Origin of the sequence: Pantoea eucalypti, from assembly GCF_009646115.1 — a bacterium.
GTDB lineage: Bacteria > Pseudomonadota > Gammaproteobacteria > Enterobacterales > Enterobacteriaceae > Pantoea > Pantoea eucalypti.
Genome location: NZ_CP045720.1, coordinates 1336819 through 1355467, shown reverse-complemented (window position 1 = coordinate 1355467; position 18649 = coordinate 1336819). Strand labels below are relative to the sequence as shown.

1 protein-coding gene is annotated in these 18649 nt (G+C 59.8%); it reads right to left on the bottom strand.

Annotated features, from left to right (window positions below):
- Positions 1-336: 336 nt before the first annotated feature.
- Positions 337-18036 carry an Ig-like domain-containing protein gene (locus EE896_RS06305; protein WP_140916272.1) on the bottom strand — a complete coding sequence of 5900 codons (17700 nt, stop codon included), beginning with the start codon at positions 18034-18036 and terminating at the stop codon, positions 337-339.
- Between the last annotated feature and the right edge of the window lie 613 nt (positions 18037-18649).

Genomic DNA, 18649 nt, shown 5'->3' with positions numbered 1-18649 from the left:
ACCTCAGTTCAGAACAGAAACGCAGACTAAAACGCCCGGATAAACCGGACGTTAAGGCTGTCGACAGGTGGTGGGTCAGCTGATGCTGCCCGTTTCCGCTGGTCGGAACTGGTTACCCGCAGGTAACAGGGATGGAGAAAGAGGACGCTGATAAAGCGACAAAGGGAGCCAGAATAATGATTCACGGCGTGACGCCGTTTGTTGCACCTACCCTAATCTTTCATTCTGCTAATGAATATTGGCGATTATCTGGAAAATAAATTATCACGTGACTAAATAAAAAAGCGGGTGCTTTCGCACCCGCTTCTCCGATCAGCCTGACCGACGTTATTATTGCTACACCACATGAACCTGCAGATTCTGCTGCACCAGCACATCACCCAGGGTGTTCTCACTGGTCAGCGCCGAGTTGTGGTAGATCTCAAAGACTCTGCCCTCTACCGTGCGCTCGCCAGTCACTTCCCAGATACCGCCGTTGCTGTTTGCCAGGGTGACCTGACTGCCATCCGCGCCTTTGATCATCAAATCGTCACTCTGTTTGTCCGTAATATTGAGTGCCTCATTGAGATCGAGTTTCACGGAGTTGGTGCCGGTTTTACCCAAATCGAGCACTTCAATGTGTTCAACTTTCAGGCCCAGCGCGGTGAGGTCCAGACTGAGGTACTCACCGTTAAGCACAAGTGTATCCGTGCCTGCGCCGCCATCAATATGGGTAAAGTTAAGGTCACTGACCGTCACGGTATCCGCGCCGCTGCTGCCGGTAACCGACGCCCCTTCTGCCGTCGTGCCATCAGCCAGCGTAATCACTACGCCGCCGATGGTATAGCCCGCCTCCTCTGCCGGTGCCGCTGCCACCGCGGTGTCACTCGCTGTGGCGGTTTCACTGCTGACCGGCGTTACGGTATCCGCTTCGGTAATCAGCGTCGAGGTCACTGCGACATGGGCGCTGTTATCGTCGCTGCTGGTGCTCGTATTGTGCTGCGTTTCCGTGCTGGCACTGGCGACCGTGGCGCTGTCATCCGCTATTGAGAACAGCGCAAGCGACTCGGATGCCGCCAGCGTGACCGGCAGCACAGCACCCAGCAACAGCGTGTTTGTGGTGGTGTAACTGTTACCGGCTGCGTCGGTAATCGAAACTTTTGCCAGCGTACTCAGCGACAGCAGCAGGCCACCCACCGACAGCAGTGACGGTGAGAAGTTAACCGCATAACGCCCCAGCGCATCGGTTGTGGTGTTCAGCGTCGGACCGTTGTTGCCGTTGGCCAGAAGCAACGTTACGCTGACTTTTGAGCCCTGCGCGGCATTCAGCGATCCGCCCTGCACCACCAGACCGCTGAGCAGAGAACCCACAATGCTGAGTACAGGATCAACACCCACCAGCGGCTGATTATGCGACAACGCGGTAAAGCTGCTGGTACTGGTCGCGGTGTTGCCACCAATATCCGCCACCGTCACGGTCAGCGGATGGCTGCCGTCCGGAATGCCTTTCAGCGTCGCTGATGGCACGCTGATGCTCCATGCGCCGTTCGCACCGATGGTGGTGGTGAGGATGTTGCCCGCCACGTTCACCGTTACCGTGCCACCCGCCGCGTTAGTGCTGGTTCCTCTGATGGTCTCAGGGGCATTAGCCTCTGAGATGTTGAGGTAGCCATCGCCACCAAAGAAGCTGTTCACGCTGACCGTCGGCGTGGTGTGACTCACCACACCCAGCGACGCCGAAGTGGAACCACTGGTACCTGCACCGTTGATGACGCTGGCGGTGACAGTCTGTAGTCCATCTGCAATGGCGGCGAGGTTAGCTGCCGGAACAGAGAGACTCCAGTTGCCATTGCTGCTCACGGTAGTGCTGTATGTCTGCCCACCCAGCGTCACCCGCACCACCGATCCCTCAGCATTGCTGGCGGTACCTGAGATAGTCTGTGCGGTTTTTACATCCACCGCGCTCAACGCACCGTCTCCAAACAGTGAGGTAATGGCGACCACTGGCGTCGACTGGCTGATGGCGTTCAGCGTTCCACTGCTGTTCACCACATTTCCGTAGGCATCGGTGCCAGTGACCGTCACGGTTTTAATGCCGTCAGTGATCAAGGCAAGGTCCGCTTTTGGCACGCTGATGCTCCAGTTGCCGCCACTCACTACTTTGGTGGTATAGGTCTGGCCATTCAGTGTGGCGCTGACGACAGAACCCGCTGAAAGGCTGGAGGTCCCGCTCAGGGTCTGGCTGGAAGCCAGATCCAGGGCGCTCAGCACACCGTCGCCAAACACCGTATTCACTGTCAGGGTTGGCTGGACCAGTCCCAGGGAGACGCCCGCGCTGGTGCTGCTGACGTTACCGACCGTGTCGGCGACCGACGCACTGACGGTGAAGTTACCGTTAAGCAGCGTCGAGAGCACCGCTGGCGAGACGGCAGTAGAGAACGTACCGTCGGCGTTGACCTGCGCGGTGACGTTGGTACTGCCAATCGCCAGCCTGACGCTGCTGCCCGCCGCCAGCCCGGAGACGGTGCCGCTGATAGTCTGCGTGACCAGCGATTCAGCCAGGTTAAGCACGCCGTCACCAAACAGCGGATTGAGCGTGACCTTCGGCAGATTGTGAATACCTACCAGCGCCCCGGCAGTGGTGCTGGTGGTGTTACCGGCGCTGTCGGTGACACTGAATCCGACCGTCAGGTTACCATCGGCAATCCCCTGCAGCAGCGCAGGCGTCAGCGAGACGGTAAAGTTGCCATTCGCATCCGTTGCCGTCACAAACTGCTGTGCGCCCACCGACACCACCACACGCGACCCGGTTTCCGCACCGCCCACGACGCCGCTGATGATCTGCGTCGACAGCGCATCTGCCACGTTCAGCAGACCGTCGCCGAACAGCGGATTCACCGTGATGGTCGGCAGCAGCGTATCGACGCGGACACCGGCGCTGGTGCTGGCGGTATTGCCCGCTGCATCCGTGACCGAAGCCCCTACCGTCACGTTGCCCTGTGCCAGCGTGCCCAGAATATCCGGCGTTACCGTGGTGCTGAAGGCGCCGCCCGCACCCACGGTAGCGCTGAGCTGGCTGTTGCCCACCGAGAGTGTGACCACACTGCCCTGCGCAACGTTATTTACCACGCCGCTGATCACCTGTCCGGTGGCGATATCGGCCAGATTCAGTACCCCATCACCAAACAGTGACGTCAGCGAAATGGACGGTGTCTGGGTAAAGATACCAATTGAGGCGCTGTTAGAGGCAACGTTACCCACGGCATCCCTGACACTGACGCCCAGCGTCAGATTGCCATCCAGCAGTGAGGTCAGATCGCTGCCCGGCAGGTTAACGCTCCACCTTCCGCCCGCCTGCACCGTTGTACTGTACGTCTTGCTGCCAAAGGTCACAGTCACCTGTGAACCTTCAGCTGCGTTGCTGATGACGCCACCGACCAGCTGTCCGGCTGCGGCTTCTGCAATGTTCAGCAGGTCATCGCCGCCAAACAAGCCGGTGAGCGGACCAACGACCGGCACCGCATCGACAATCGCCGTAGCGGTTTCACCCACCGTGCGGGTGTTGCCTGCGGCATCCGTCAGGGTGACGTCAATATCCAGCTGACCATCGGTGAGCAGACCCAGTACCGACGGTGGCACCACGATAGCCCATTTACCATCCTGACCCACTGAGGCAGAGAGCGTGGTCCCGCCCAGCACCACGGAAACTGTGGCACCGACGCCCGCGGAGAGTGCGGTCCCGGAGATCGTCTGCGCGACGGTGGTATCCAGCGCACTGAGCGTGCCGTCGCCGAACACCGAATCAACCACCAGCGTCAGCGCACTGTTGACCACTTTATTGACCGTTAGCGTGGCGTCGGTCTGGTTGCCTGCAAGGTCATTGACCCGCACGCCAAACACCAGCGCGCCGTCATTGAGGCTCGACAGGACGTTCGGCGCAAGATCGATGCTCCAGCGTCCGTCAGCCCCCACCGTCGTGGTGGCGATCGGGGCGGCATCGCCCAGATAGAGGCTGATGGTCTGGCCTTCGGCTCCCTGCGCGCTACCGGTCAGCACCTGACCGAGCACCAGGTCTGCGGCGTTGACCACGTTGTCGCCGAGGAATGCGTCCACCAGTACCAGTGGCGCGGCGGTATCGACCGTCACTGTCTGGGTAGCCGTCCCCACATTACCGGCGGCATCCGTCAGCTGCGCGGTGATTGGCGTGGTGCCATCGGTAAGTGCCTGCATTGCGCTGGCAGGAACGGTAGTGGACCAGGTGCCGTTGGTTTGCACCACCGCGTTGTAGGTCTGGCCATTGAAGGTCACAACGACCGTGCGGCCAGCCTCAGCGATATCGGCGGTGCCGGTAATCGCCTGGCTTAGGGTGCTTTCATTGCCATTAACCTGGTTATCACCCGCAAAGGTATTGATCGACAGGGTTGGTGCAGTCAGATCGATCAGCACGTTACCGCTGGTCGTCACCGGTGTTGTGCCATCTGTGGCCGTCACGGTGATGCCGACGCTGCCGTCCGCATTGCCAAAGGCGGTGACGGGCAAGGCCCCGGTCGACCAGTTGCCCGACGCATCCAGCGTGGTGGTGTAGGGAACACCATTGATCACCACCTCCACTGACCCGTTCGCGCCGAGGTTAGCCGAAGTACCACTTACCGCTACCCCACCCGCCACATCCTGGGTGCTGATAATGTTGTCGCCCGAGACTGTGTCCAGCGTTACCAGCGGGCCTGGTGGTGGCGTCAGATCGACGGTCAGCGAGACAGGCACGGTTGCGGTATTGCCAGCCAGATCGGTCACTGCCAGCGTCAGCGTGGTCGATGGCGTAAAGGTGGCCATCTGCTCTGACGTCAGCGTCACGCTCCAGTTGCCGTTACCGTCAACAATTGCGGTGCCAAGGATGGTGGTATTCAGCGAAACCGTGACGACAGCACCGGTTTCTGCGCCGGTCGTGGTGCCGCTGAGTATCTGCGGCTGAATGCTCTCGGCGTAGTTAACGACGTTGTCGCCAGTGAAGTCGGTAAAGCTAAGCACCGGCGGGGTTTTGTCGAGCACCAGCGAACTGGTAATGGTGGTGCTGTTGCCCGCTGCATCGGTTGCTGTCACGCTGACCGGATAGGTGGCATCCGGCAGTGCTGAAAGCTGCGCCTGAGTCAGGGGCACCGTCCAGTTGCCATTCGCATCCACTGTTGCGGTATAGGTCGTGCCGTCAAGCGTGAGCCCCACCGTCTGATTCGCGCCCACCTCACCGGTGGTGCCGCTCAGGGTAATGCCCGCGGCAACATCGCTACTGTTTACATAGCTGCCGAGGAATTCCGGATTGACTGCAGGCTGTGGCGCGGTGAGATCAGCGGTGAATGGCAGTTGCGCTGATGCGCTATTGCCCGCTGCATCCACCACGTTGACCGTCAGCGTCTGCGGCCCGCTACCCAGTGAACTCAGGGCATCCGGCGGAATATCCACGGTCCAGTTACCGTCGCCATCCACTGAGCCAGAATAGCGACTGCCGTTAACATCGACGGTGATGCTGACCGCCTGATTCGCCCCCACACTGCCGGTGGTGCCGGTCAGGGTCACGCCTGCCGCCGCTTCACTGATGTTCAGCAGATTATCTCCGCCAAATGCACCAGGGTTAAAGCCGGGTACCGGCACGGCCACTTCGGTGACCACATTCAGCGCCGTGTTATCGCTGTTACCCGCGATGTCGGTTGCGGTCACGGTAATAGTGTGAGTGCCGCTGGTGAACGTGGCCAGCTGCGCTGGCGACAGGGCCAGAGACCAGCTGCCGTCGGTCTGCACCGTTGCAGCCAGCGGCTGATCATTATTGAAGCCGGAGATCAGGACCGATACAGTCTGACCGGCACCGCTAATGCCGGTGGTACCCGTCAGGATCTGTTCCGTTCCCGCCTCGGCAGCGTTCAGCGCACCGTCACCAAACGGCAGATTCAGGCTGACATCCGGCAGCGAGTTAATCGCCACCAGCACCGTACCGCCGAAGCTTCCGGTGTTGCCGTTCACATCGGTGACGGTCACCGTCACCGGCCAGTTGCCATCCGGCAGTGACTGCAATACAGCAGGTGGCAGGTCCAGTGACCAGCGGGAACCATCCTGACTGAGCGTTGCGGAATAAACAGTCCCATTGAGCGTGACGGTGACCCCCGCTGCGTTATCAACATTCACCGCACCGGTAAGCGATCCCCCTGCGGCCGCCTCTGCGGCGTTAATCCGCCCATCAATAAAGGGTGTATCCAGCGAGGGGTCAGCAATCGGTGTAATCGCAGAGATAAATGTTTTGGTCGCCTCGGTCGTGTTTCCTGCCCGATCCGTGGTTGTGAGGGTCAGGGTATGTTCCCCGCTCCCCAGGCTGGCGATCACCTCTGGCGTCAGGCTGGCCGTCCAGTTGCCACTGGCATCGACCGTGACGGATAACGGGATAGCGTCATCACCTGCCGTGACGCTCAGCGTCTGACCCGCCACGACGGTGGAGGTGCCGGTAACCTGCTGCACCGAGGCGGCTTCACTGATATTAATGACGTTGTCGCCGAACTGCGTAACGGCAAAGTCAGCGGAAACCGGTGGGGTTTGCAGGATCTCAACGCCTGCAGTGGCCTGCGCCGGATTTCCGGCAGCATCAACAGCAGTGACCACCACCTGTGTCAGTCCATCGTCAAGGCCTGTGAGCGCACCCGATGCCAGGTTCAGCGTCCAGCTGCCGCTGACATCCGTGGTGGTGCTGAACGTCAGCCCGCCAAGAGCGATGTTTACTACACTGCCTTCCGGCAGGTTAGTACTGTCACCACTCAGCGTTATCGGGCCTTCGGTTTCTGCCAGACTGAGCAGCGAATCGCCAAACGGTCTGTTCAGGGTCAGCGCTGGCAGGGTGTTAAACGCCACATCCAGTGAGGTGGTGGTGTCCGTGGTGATATTGCCCGCCGCGTCAGTGACAGAAACGATGATCGCATTGGGGCCATCCGCCAGTTGTTGCACGTCGGCCGTCGGAACAGTAATTGTCCAGTTTCCGTCGGCATCTGCCGTGGCGGTGTAGCTGACATTATTCAGCGTTACCGTCACAGGTATTGCGCCCGTGGTGGTGCCGCTAATGGTGAGATCCTGCAGCGACTCCGACAGGTTAAGGGTGTCGCCCGCACTGACCGTAATATCCGTCAGCACAGGACGTGTGGTAATAAAATCAACCTCCTTCGTGGCGGTCGCCGGATTACCCGCGACATCCGTTGCGCTGACGGTAAAGGTCTGGCTGCTGCCTGGCGCCACATCGGCAAAGGCCGCGGACGGTACATTCACCGTCCAGATGCCGTTCGCATCGAGAGTGGTCGTCGTCGTGTAATCCGTGCCGCTCAATGACACCGTTACGACAGTACCCGCTGCCAGCAGCGTGCTGCTGCCGCTGACCGCAACCTCTGCAGTGGACTCGGTGGAATTGATCACATCGTCACCGGCGACCACGTTCATGGTCAGCGTCGGCTGAACCTGCGCGCTGGCCAGCACAACCAGACTGCCACTGGCACTGGCCGGGTTACCAGAGGCATCGGTTGCCACCACCTGCACCAGTTGATCGCCATCCGGCAGATTACCCAGCTCGGCGGCCGGAACGGTTACCGTCCAGCTGCCATTCGCGGTCACCGTGCCGCTGTACTGCAGGCCGTTCAGCGTCACCGCCACCAGCTGGCCCTCAGCCAGATTGGTGCTGGTGCCGCCGATGCTCAGATCCTGCTGCGACTCGGCCTGGTTAAGGAAGTTATCCTCACTGAGCGTCCCGAGGGTCAGTGTTGGCAGATTCTGACTGTCAGCATTGCGCGTCAGTGTGGTCTCAACAAGCGCTGCCGGGTTGCCCGCTGCATCGGTCATTGAGACAACAACCGGGTAGGTGTTGTCCGCCAGCCCCTGCACAACGCTGGCAGGCAGCGTCACCTGCCAGGTGCCGTCAGAGAGCACCAGAGTGGTGTAATCGACATTCTGGAAACTGACCGTCACTGTCTGCCCGGCATCCGCCACCGTTGCCGACCCACTGATGGCGACCGCTTCCAGTACCTCCAGGGAATTGATGATGTTATCGCCGCCGATGGGGTTGACGCTTAATACCGGCGGTGTGAGATCAACGGTGACGGCGCTGGTCAGCAGACCGCTGTTACCGGCCGCATCGCTGGCATTGACCACCAGGGTATTGATCCCCTCGTCCAGCGTCTGCACCTGCGCAGGTGTTAAATTCAGCGTCCAGTTGCCCTGCGCATCCACCGTGGCCGGGTAATCATTCCCGCCTAGCGTCACGGTGACGGTCTGGCCGTCGCCCGGCACACCGGTGCTGCCGGTCAGTGTCTGGCCGACACCCTGCTCAGCCAGATTCAGATAACCATCACCAAACGGGGTGTTTATGCTGACCGACAATGCCCCGGTTGCCACGGTGATTTCACGCGTTTCCGTGACCGGGTTACCCGCCGCATCACTGACTGTCACAGTCAGGATGTAAGCGCCGGCCTGAATACCGGCCAGCGAACCGGCAGGCAGTGTCAGGCTCCAGTCGCCCTCCTGGGTAACGGTAGTCGTCCAGAGCTGATTGTTCAGGGTAATCGTGACCTGCTGCCCGGCTTCAGCATTGCTGCTGCCGCTGAGGACAATCGGAGCGAGGCTTTCGGCGATATTAACGCTGTTATCGCCCGCAACGGCGTTCAGGGTCAGCGTCGGTGGCGTCAGATCCACCGTTACGCTGCCCGGTGTGCTGCCGGTGTTACCCGCCGCATCCTGCACCGTGACGGTATAGCTAATAACATCTTCTGGCAGGTCAGCCAGCGCCGTAGCAGGCACGTTGATCTGCCAGTTGCCGTTGCTGTCGACCGTACCGTTATACGTGACGCCATTCAGCTGCACGCTGACGCGCTGTCCGTCACCTGTTACACCTGTGGTGCCGCTCAGGGTTTGTGCTGTGGCGATCTCGCTGCTGTTGAGCACTCCATCGCCAAAGGCAGAGAGGATTTGTGGTGCCGGCAGAGTGGTCGCCAGTACGTTAAGCGTCGCCTCACTGCTCAGGGTCGACCCGCCGCTGTCTGTCGCGGTGACGGTCACGGTGTAAGGCCCATCGGCGAGCGCCGTGAGTGCCTCAGCCGGCACGATCGCACTCCAGCGGCCAGTGGCCGAGACCTGCGCGGTATAGCTGATGTTGTTAAACAGCAGCGTCACCGTACTGCCCTCAGGCACATTCACCGAGGTGCCGGTCACGATCAGCGACTGACCCAGCTCCTGTGCATTCAGGTAGTTGTCCTGGCTGATGGCGTCCATCGCCAGGCCAGAGGCGTTGCTGTTCACGTCAAAGTTGAGATCACGGCTAGTGGTGTTGCCTGCCACATCGCTGACCGCCACAGTGAAACTGGCGCTACCGTCATTAATGGCCGCCAGCGCACCGGCTGGCACGGTCAGGCTCCACGCGCCGCTCGCCTGCACGGTGGCGCTGTAAACCGTCCCCTCAATGTTCACAGTGACCAGCTGGCCTGCTTCAACATTGGTGGTGGTGCCCGAGAGACGCTGATCGGTGAGGCGTTCCGCGCCATCAACCACGTTGTTACCGGCAAACGCATCCAGCGTCAGGGTTGGCAGTGTGCCGGGTTCCACTTTCAGCGCCAGGTCACGGCTGGTGGTGGTGGCATTGCCTGCCGCATCGCTGGCGGTCACGGTCAGTGGATAGCTACCGTTGCCCAGCCCGGTGTAAACCGTGGCAGGCAATGCCAGCGACCAGCTGCCATTAACGTCAGCGGTGGTGCTCAGCGTGGTGCCGTTGAAGCTGGCCACAATCAGCGCGTTTGCTTCGCTGCTGCCGGTCAGCGTGAGCGGCTGCTGACTTTCGGCAGCATTGATAATGCCATCGGATGGCGTGATGAAGTTCAGCACCGGAGGCACGGTATCCACCACAATGTTGCCATTCGCCTGGCTGGTGTTGCCTGCTACATCACTGACAACCACGGTGTAAGGCGCATTGCCCTGTGGCAGCGCAGCCAGAATATCGGCCGGAACCGCGACCTGCCAGTTGCCCGTGGCATCCACCGTACCGCTGTAGTTACTGCCGCCCAGCGTCACAACGACCGTCTGGCCGTCACCGGTTACGCCGGTGCTGCCGGTGATCACGCCACCTGCCGAGGCTTCCTCACCGTTGAGAATGCCATCATTAAATGCCACACCGGGAGTGGCCACTGGCAATGCGCTGGCGACAACCGTCAGCGTGGCGTCACTGGTCGCAAGCTCTGTTCCGTTAGCGTCGCTGGCGGTGACCGTGATGATTTGCGGGCCATCTGCAGTGCCGGTAAAGGTGCCAGCCGGTAAGGTGAGGCTCCAGCTTCCCTCTGCCGCCACGGTGACACTGACCGGTGTCCCATTAGCCACGACGGTGACAATGCTGCCGTCCGGCAGACCACTGGTGCTGCCGCTCACGACGATGGCGCCATTCACTTCCTGTGCATTGAGGTAGTTGTCGTCGCTAATCGGTGCCAGCGCAATCGACGGCAGGGTGTTGTCCACGCTGAAGTTAAGCGGGCTGCTGGCCGTATTACCCACGACGTTAATCACACTGACGTTCAGTGTCTGATTACCCTCCCCCAATTCAGCCAGTGCACCTGCAGGCAGAATGATACTCCAGTTGCCACTGGCCGCGACCACGCCACTGTATTCGGTGCCATTCAGAGAGATGATGACCTGCTGGCCCGCTTCAACATTGCTGCTGCTGCCGCGGACCGTAATCGGCTGTAGCTGCTCTGCCGCCGTCACGATGCCATCACCGGCAAAGGTGCTGCTATCTATGGTCAGCGCAGGCTGTATCTCCGGCGAGGTAGCCACATTCAGATCAATCACCTGGCTGCTCTGATTACCGTTCGCACTGGTTTCCGTCACCGTTACCAGATTACTGCCTGACGGCAGTGCTGCTAGCGCTTCAGAGGCGATCTGCAGCGTCCACTGTCCATTTACGCCAACCGTGGTGCTGTAAATCTGGTCATTAAGCTGGACCGTGACAATATCGCCATTCTGACCGCTGCCACTGACGACCAGCGGCTCCGCCAGTTCACCTGTGTTCAGCGCATTGTCGCCGCTGATCGGTGCGACCACCAGCGGAGGCGGCGTTGTGGCAACTGTCAGCGCACTGTTCTGGCTGTTGCTGTTCCCCGCCTCGTCGGTGACGGTGATCACCACGGGATAGCTGATGCCGTTAGTCAGACCGGCCAGTGCCGCTGGCGGCACAGCCAGCGTCCAGTTTCCGCCCGCCTCAACGGTGCCTGTGTAGGTGACGCCATTCAGCGTGACACTCACGCTGTCGCCTTCAGTGCCTGCACCGCTGAAACTGAAGCCGTTGGCCTGTTCTGCAATGTTCAGCACGCCATCGCCAGCAGGCGTATCAAAGCTGAAGTCGGGTGGCGTGGTATCCACGGTAACCGGGAATGGCGTGGTGGCGACGTTGCCGCTCAGAGTCGTGACAGTCACGTTAAGATCGTAACGCCCCTCTGGCAGCAGTTGCAGACTGGCAGCAGGCACGGTAGCCGTCCAGCTGCCGTCGGCGGCAACTACTGCCTCATAGGTCTGGTTATTCAGTACAAGGCTGACGCTGCCGCCGGGCGCAACGGTGCCGCTCAGGTTCAAATCCGTGGTCGTTTCAGTCGCATTGATAATGCCATCGATGGCAATCGGATTAACGGTCAGCGCGGGTAAGCCGGTATCAACAATCAGCGGTTCACTGATGCTGGTGCTGTTACCTGCCACATCGCTTACCGTCACGGTAACCGGATTGCTGCCCTGCGGCAGTGCCTGTAGCGCATCTGGCGGCAGCGTGACGCGCCATTCACCATTTGCTGCGACCGTTGCCGGATAACTTATGCCGCCCAGGGTCACGCTGACGGCCTGGCCTGGCTGGACTGAGCCGGTCAGCGTCTGCGCCACGCTGGCTTCATCCGTGTTGAGAATGCCGTCAGTGAAAGGCGTATTGATTTCCGGGTCTGCCAGCGGCGTAGTCGCCACCAGCAGCGGCTGATTGATCTGCACATCACCCGTAGAGACGGTAACCGTGGTGTTACCCTGCGGCAGATTTGCCAGGTCAGCAGCGGGCACCGTCAGGGTCCAGCTGCCGTTTATATCGGTTGTGGTGGTGTAAACCGTGCCGTTGGGTTCCAGCGTCACGCTGATCGGACTGTTAGCCGGCAGGTTTGCCGAGCCGCCACTTACAGTGAGATCACTCTGTGCTTCCAGCCCATTCAGCGCATTGTCACCACTGATCGGGGTCACCGACAGCGACGGTTCGGGTAAGATAACCACGCTGAATTGCCCTTCAGCAGGCAGCGCCGGGTTACCGGCCTGATCAGTAATCGCTACGGTAAAGGTTTTTTCGCCCAAACCGCCCAGCGATCCGGCGGGCAGCGTCACACTCCAGCGACCGTTCGCCAGTACCTCACCGTCGTAAGACTGCCCGTTAATGGTCAATAATACCGGCGAACCGGCCGGTACGCCGGTGACATTGCCGGTGACCAGAATGTCGCTGAGCTGTTCCGCGCTATCGACCTGATTGTCGCTGGTGACGGGATCAATGGTCAGGGCGGGTGACGTGGCCGCCAGCACGGTAACGCTGGTCAACTGCGTGGTGGTGTTGCCATACGCATCGCTGATGGCAACGTTGATCGGATAGATCTCATCGCCCAGCTGGCTGACAATCGCGGCGGGAACCGTTACGCTCCACGCGCCGTTGGTATCCACGGTGGCGGTGTAGGTTTCATTATTGAACGTTACCGTGACCGTATCGCCCTGCGCACCGCCACGCCCGTCGAGAGTGAGATCCTGGGTGTGCTCAGCGATATTGATATAACCATCGCTGCCCGGCGTGGAGACTTCCAGCAGCGGCGGCGTGGTGGCGAAAATCAAGGGACTGCCGGTTTGTGTGGTGTTGCCATCGGCGTCCGTCGCCACCACCGTTACGGTCTGGGTGCCATTCGGCACATTCGCCAGATCAGAGGCAGGAATATTGACGCTCCAGTTGCCACCCTGCGCCACCACGGCGCTGTAAGTCACGTTATTCAGTGTGACGCGAATGATGTCGCCTTCGTCGCCAGTGCCGCTGACGATCAATGGCTGCTGCGCATCGCTGTTGTTGATCGCGCCATCATTAGTGAGATCGTTGATCGTCAGAGCCGGTACGGACGTGGCGACCCGCAAAGACGTATCCTGCGAGCTGCTGTTACCGGCCGGATCGGTCACCGTAACCGTTACCGGATAAGTCTGATTGGTCAGCGGGCCCAGATCGGCAACCGGAACGGAAGCACTCCAGGTTCCGTTTTCATCAACAACGGCGTTATAGGTCTTGCCGTTTAACCCCACCGTTACGGTGTCGCCCGTGGTGCCGGTGCCGCTGATCAGCAGCGGCTGAGTCAGTTCGTTGCTGGTCAGAACCCCATCACCGCCCGGTGCGGTCACGGCCGCAACCGGAAGTTGTGTGTTGACTAACAGCGGTTGCGTCTGGGTGGCGATGTTCCCGCTGGCGTCGGTCAGCGTGACGGTCAGCGTATAGCTGCTGCCATCAGACAATGCCTGCAATGCTGCTGGCGGCAAATCAACCGTCCAGTTGCCCTGCTCATCGACTGTGGCGCTGTAACTCTGGTTGTTCAGCGAAACAGAAACCCGCTCGCCCGGCAGTGCACCTGAACCACTGACCGGCACACCCGCCGTCACTTCACTGCTGTTGAGAATGCCATCGCCACCTGCGACCTCAGCCACAATCAGCGTCGGTGGCAGCGTGTCGACGCTGAAATTCACCGTCTGGTCCGCGCGGTTGCCCGCCTCGTCAATGGCGGTAATGATCAGGCTGTTAGCGCCCTGCGCCAGTAAAGCGAGATCGCTGGCAGGCACTGGCAGGCTCCAGCTGCCGTCGGCATTGACAGTGGTACTGTAAGTTTTGCCGTTAAGTTCCACTTCCACCTGCTGGCCCGCGACGGCCTTGCCGGTGCTGCCGCCGATCAGCAGATCGCTACCCGCTTCCGTCCGGTTGAGAATACCATCGGTGATCGCACTCTCGTTCAGCGTGATTTGCGGCAGCGTAGATGCGACCACATTCAGCGGAGCGGAGGCGGTCAGCAGCGTATTGCTGGCATCGACGGTCGTCACTGAAATCTGTTTAACACCGTCGGTGATATCGGTGAGTGCACTTGCCGGAACGGTGACGCTCCAGACGCCATTGCTGCTCACCACTGCGCTGTAATTACCGCCGTTAAAATTAAGCTGCACCGTCTGGCCTGGATTAACACCCACCGCCGAACCGCTGATGATCAGATCGCTGCTCAGCTCCTGCAAATTGAGGAAGCCATCCGCGCTGACCGGTTCATTGATTGAGACGATGCCAGGTTCGCCTGCTGCTGGCGCGACGTTAATGTCACGGGTGTCAGTGGCCACAGCACCGGCTACCGTCGTGACGCTAACCGCAATGGCGGTGCTGCCCGCTGCCAGTGCGCTGAGCGCTGCAGACGGGATCTGTGTACTCCAGCTGCCATCAGGATTGACCGTGGCACTGTAATTCTGACCGCCCAGGGTGATGGTGACCGTCTGGCCCGCCTCCACATTGCTGGTGGTGCCGGAGAGCGTCTGATCCAGGGCTTTTTCGCTGTTATCCACCAGATCGTCACCGGCGAACAGGGCAATAGCCACTGTCGGCGTTTCCGGTTGCGCCGGGGTATCCACCACAATCGCCCGATCTTCGCTGGCGATTATGCCCGCCTGACTGGAAACCGTGGCCGCGATAGTTGCACTGCCCGCCGCCAGTGCTGCCAGTGCGCTGGCTGGGACATTCAGGCTCCAGCTGCCATCCGCGCCGACCGTGGCGCTGTAAGTCTGGTCGCCCAGCGTGACTGTGACGATTTGACCCACCTCGACATTGGTACTGCTGCCGCTCAGCAACTGGTCGCTGGTTTTCTCATCGTTGCTCAGGACGTCATCACCGGCGAACTGATTGATGATGAGGGTGGGCTGGCCCGGCTCAGTCACCGGTGGCTCGACGGTGATCGCCAGCGTGTCGCTAACGCTGGTGCCCGCTGCGTTGCTGACCGTCACCACCAGCGAGGCAGATCCTGCGGCCAGCGCACCGAGTGCATCAGCCGGAATCGCGATATTCCAGCTGCCGTCAGGATTGACCGTGCCGCTGTAGCGCTCTCCGCCCAGGGTTACGGTCACAATCTGGCCCGCTTCGATGTTGGTGGTGCTGCCTGAGACCGCCTGAGCCTCCAGCTTCTCATCGTTGCTCAGGATGTTGTCTTCAGCGAAGGCATTGACGGTTAACGTTGGGGCATTCGGTGAAGTGCCCGCTGACGCCACCAGGAAGTCACGGGTTTCACTGACGGCTGCGCCGAGCGTATCGGTGACTGTAGCGTTCAGGGTCGTGCTACCGGCGGCCAGCGCCGCCAGCGAACTGGCTGGGATCGAGACGCTCCAGTTGCCATCCGCGCCAACCGTGGCGGTAAAGGTCTCACCATTCAGGGTGATAGTGACCTGCTGGCCCTCAGCAATATTGGTGGTGGTGCCGCTCAGCAGCTGATCGGTGGCTTTCTCGCTGTTGCTGAGGATATCGTCACCGGCAAAGGCGTTGATGGTTACGGTGGCTTCACCCGGCTGCGTCGCCGGGGCTTCGACGGTGATCGACTCCGAAGTTGTCGCGGTGTCGCCCGCCGCATTGCTGACCGAGGCGGTCAGGGTAGTGGTGCCTGCTGCCAGTGCGTTCAGCGCGGCGGATGGCACGGTGACGCTCCAGCTGCCGTCACCCTGCACGCTGGCGCTGTAGGTCTGACCACCGAGGGTCACGGTGACGATCTGTCCGGCTTCAACGTTGGTGACCGTGCCGCTGACAGGCTGATCGGACGCTTTCTCGGCGTTGCTCAGGTCGTTATCGCCGGCAAATTCATTCAGGGTCAGCGCCGGCACGCCCGGCTCCGTCACCGGTGCCTCAACCGAGATATCGCGGGTTTCGCCTGCGCTCACACCATCGACGTTGCTGACGGTGGCGCTGATGACATTGGATCCCGCAGACAGGTTGCCCAGCGCACCAGCCGGAACAGTCACGCTCCAGTTACCACTGCCATCCACGATGCCAGCGTAAGTCTGTCCACCAAAGATGATCGTGACCGTCTGGCCCGCTTCGACGTTGGTGGTAGTGCCAGAAAGCGTCTGGGCGGTCCCTTTTTCATCGTTGCTGAGGATGTCATCCCCGGCAAATTCATTGATGGTAACGGTCGGTTCGCCCGGTTGCGTCACCGGCGCTTCCACGCTGATGGGCAGGCTGCTGGTCACGGTGTTACCCGCCGTATTGCTGACCGAAACCGTCAGTGTCGTTTCACCTGCCGCCAGTGCGCTCAGGGCCGCTGAGGGTAGCGTGATGCTCCAGTTGCCCTGCGCATCTACGCTGCCGCTGTACGTCTGACCGCCCAGCGTGACCGTCACAACCTGACCCGGTTCGATATTGCTGGTGCTGCCGGTCACCGTCTGATCGGTGGTTTTCTCTGCGTTGCTCAGCTGGTTGTCACCGGTAAATTCATCCACCGTGACCGCAGGCGGACCCGTAACGACAGGTGTATCGACGCTGATCGCGCGGTTTTCACTGGCTTCAATGCCAGCCTGATTAGTGACGACCGCGGAAATCGCAAGTGAACCGGCATTGAGCGCATTCAGCGCTGCAGGTGAGAGCGTGACGCTCCAGTTGCCCTGCGCATCCACGACTGCGCTGAAGGTCTGATTGCCCAGCGTGATGGTGACAACCTGACCCGCTTCCACATTGCTGGTGGAGCCGCTCAGCAGCTGATCGGTGGCTTTCTCGCTGTTGCTGAGGACATCATCACCGGCAAACTGATTGATGGTGATAACCGGCGTGCCCGGCTCGGTCAGGGGAGGCTCGACGTTGAAGGTCAGGCTGCCGCTGGCGGCGGTGCCTGCCTGGTTAGTGACGGTTGCTGTGAGGGTGGTGTTGCCGGAGGCCAGTGCGCTCAGCGCATCCACAGGCACAGTAATACTCCAGCTTCCGTCCGCGGCTACGCTACTGCTGTAGCTCTGACCGCCCAGTGTCACGGTGACCACCTGCCCGGCTTCAACGTTACTGGTGCTGCCGGACAGCGTTTGTGGCGTTGTTTTTTCGCTGTTATCCAGCAGGTTGTCGCCGGCAAAGGGATTCAGACTGATAACCGGTGTCGCGGGTGTACCGGGATCGGCGGCAGCGACGGTAACCGGCAGGCTGCCCGTAGCGCCTGTGCCCACCGCGTTACTGACGCTGACATCGATGGTGGTGGTGCCTGCGGGAAGTCCCGCCAGCGCGGCGGCAGGGATCGTAACGCTCCAGCTGCCATCCGTGCCGACTGTGGTGTTGTAGGTCTGTCCGCCCAGCGTAACCGTGACAATCTGACCGGCTTCGACATTGCTGGTCGTGCCGCTCAGCACCTGATCGGTCGTTTTTTCCGCATTATCCAGCACATTATCGCCAGCGAAGGCATTCAGGGTGATGGCAGGTGTCCCGGGTGTGACCGGTGTTCCCGGATCGGTGCCACCGGCGTTGCCGCCGCCGTTACCTCCACCCCCTCCGCCACCGCCGCCGATGCCCACTGCCAGTCCGGCTAAACCGAGCACACCCAGACCGCCTGCGGTGATGACGCCCATTGACGTATTGGCGTTATCCGCCAGCAGCAGCGGCTCTACGCTGTCGAGTGATTCATAGGTCGGAGTGATCGAACGGGAAGCGAGTTCAGCCCCTTCTGCGGTCTGCGGGAAAAGTGCATGTTCCGGTGGATTGACGCCATCATCGAACACCAGTTCGCTGTGCTGACCATCGGCGTCATCAAGAAAGAATTTTTGGTAGCGTACTGTGCTGCCGTCACGCATTTTCAGCACCAGATCGTTACCCTGGCGCTCAAACTGCGTCACCATGTCTCGCGTGCCGCTGATACGTACAACGCTGGGTTCGGTGAGGTTAATGGACTGTGATGAACCGTCAGTGGTCTGTGAGAGGAGTGTACCGTTTTCGCGCGAGATGATATCTACACGGCTCTGTGTGAGTTCTGCCATTTATAACCTCTGTTACACCAGATTAGCTAATATACTGAATCCTTAAACATAAATTTATTTTATGCTTAAAGTCTTCACGCATCATTTCACCTTCTGAGATGAAGAAGGTGTCTTAACCTGGCGCAGGTAAAAATGGCGAAACTAAGCCGCGTCACTAACGCACATAAAATAGGCGCGCAGCGGTATTATTATTAGTTTTTGAGTGTTTTAAGCTGTACAGACTTTCACACAACGTAAAGGTTGTGACTGATTAACTTTTAGCGTAACCATGTTAAAAATCAATTTCAATGTACAGATTTGGTTATGATTAAAACATTATTACATTAGCCATAACCGAAAATTCGTTGTCAGGTAATGCGCTTTGTCTTTGTTTTTTCATGTCAATTTATTGCTGACTGTTTCCATAAATGATGCGATGAGGCTTAAAACCACTGCGTCATTAACGTGAGGGCCATGACAGGAATTTTTTTAATTGTGTGATTCAGGCAGCATTTACAGGTGGTGCTGTTCTGCGTTTTTAACAGCAAGCCCTTGAAAAAAGGCAGGGAAATTTGAGTTAAGTACTCCCGGGTGAGCGGTGGTCATACCAGGAAAGTTCTGGAAAAAATTTGCG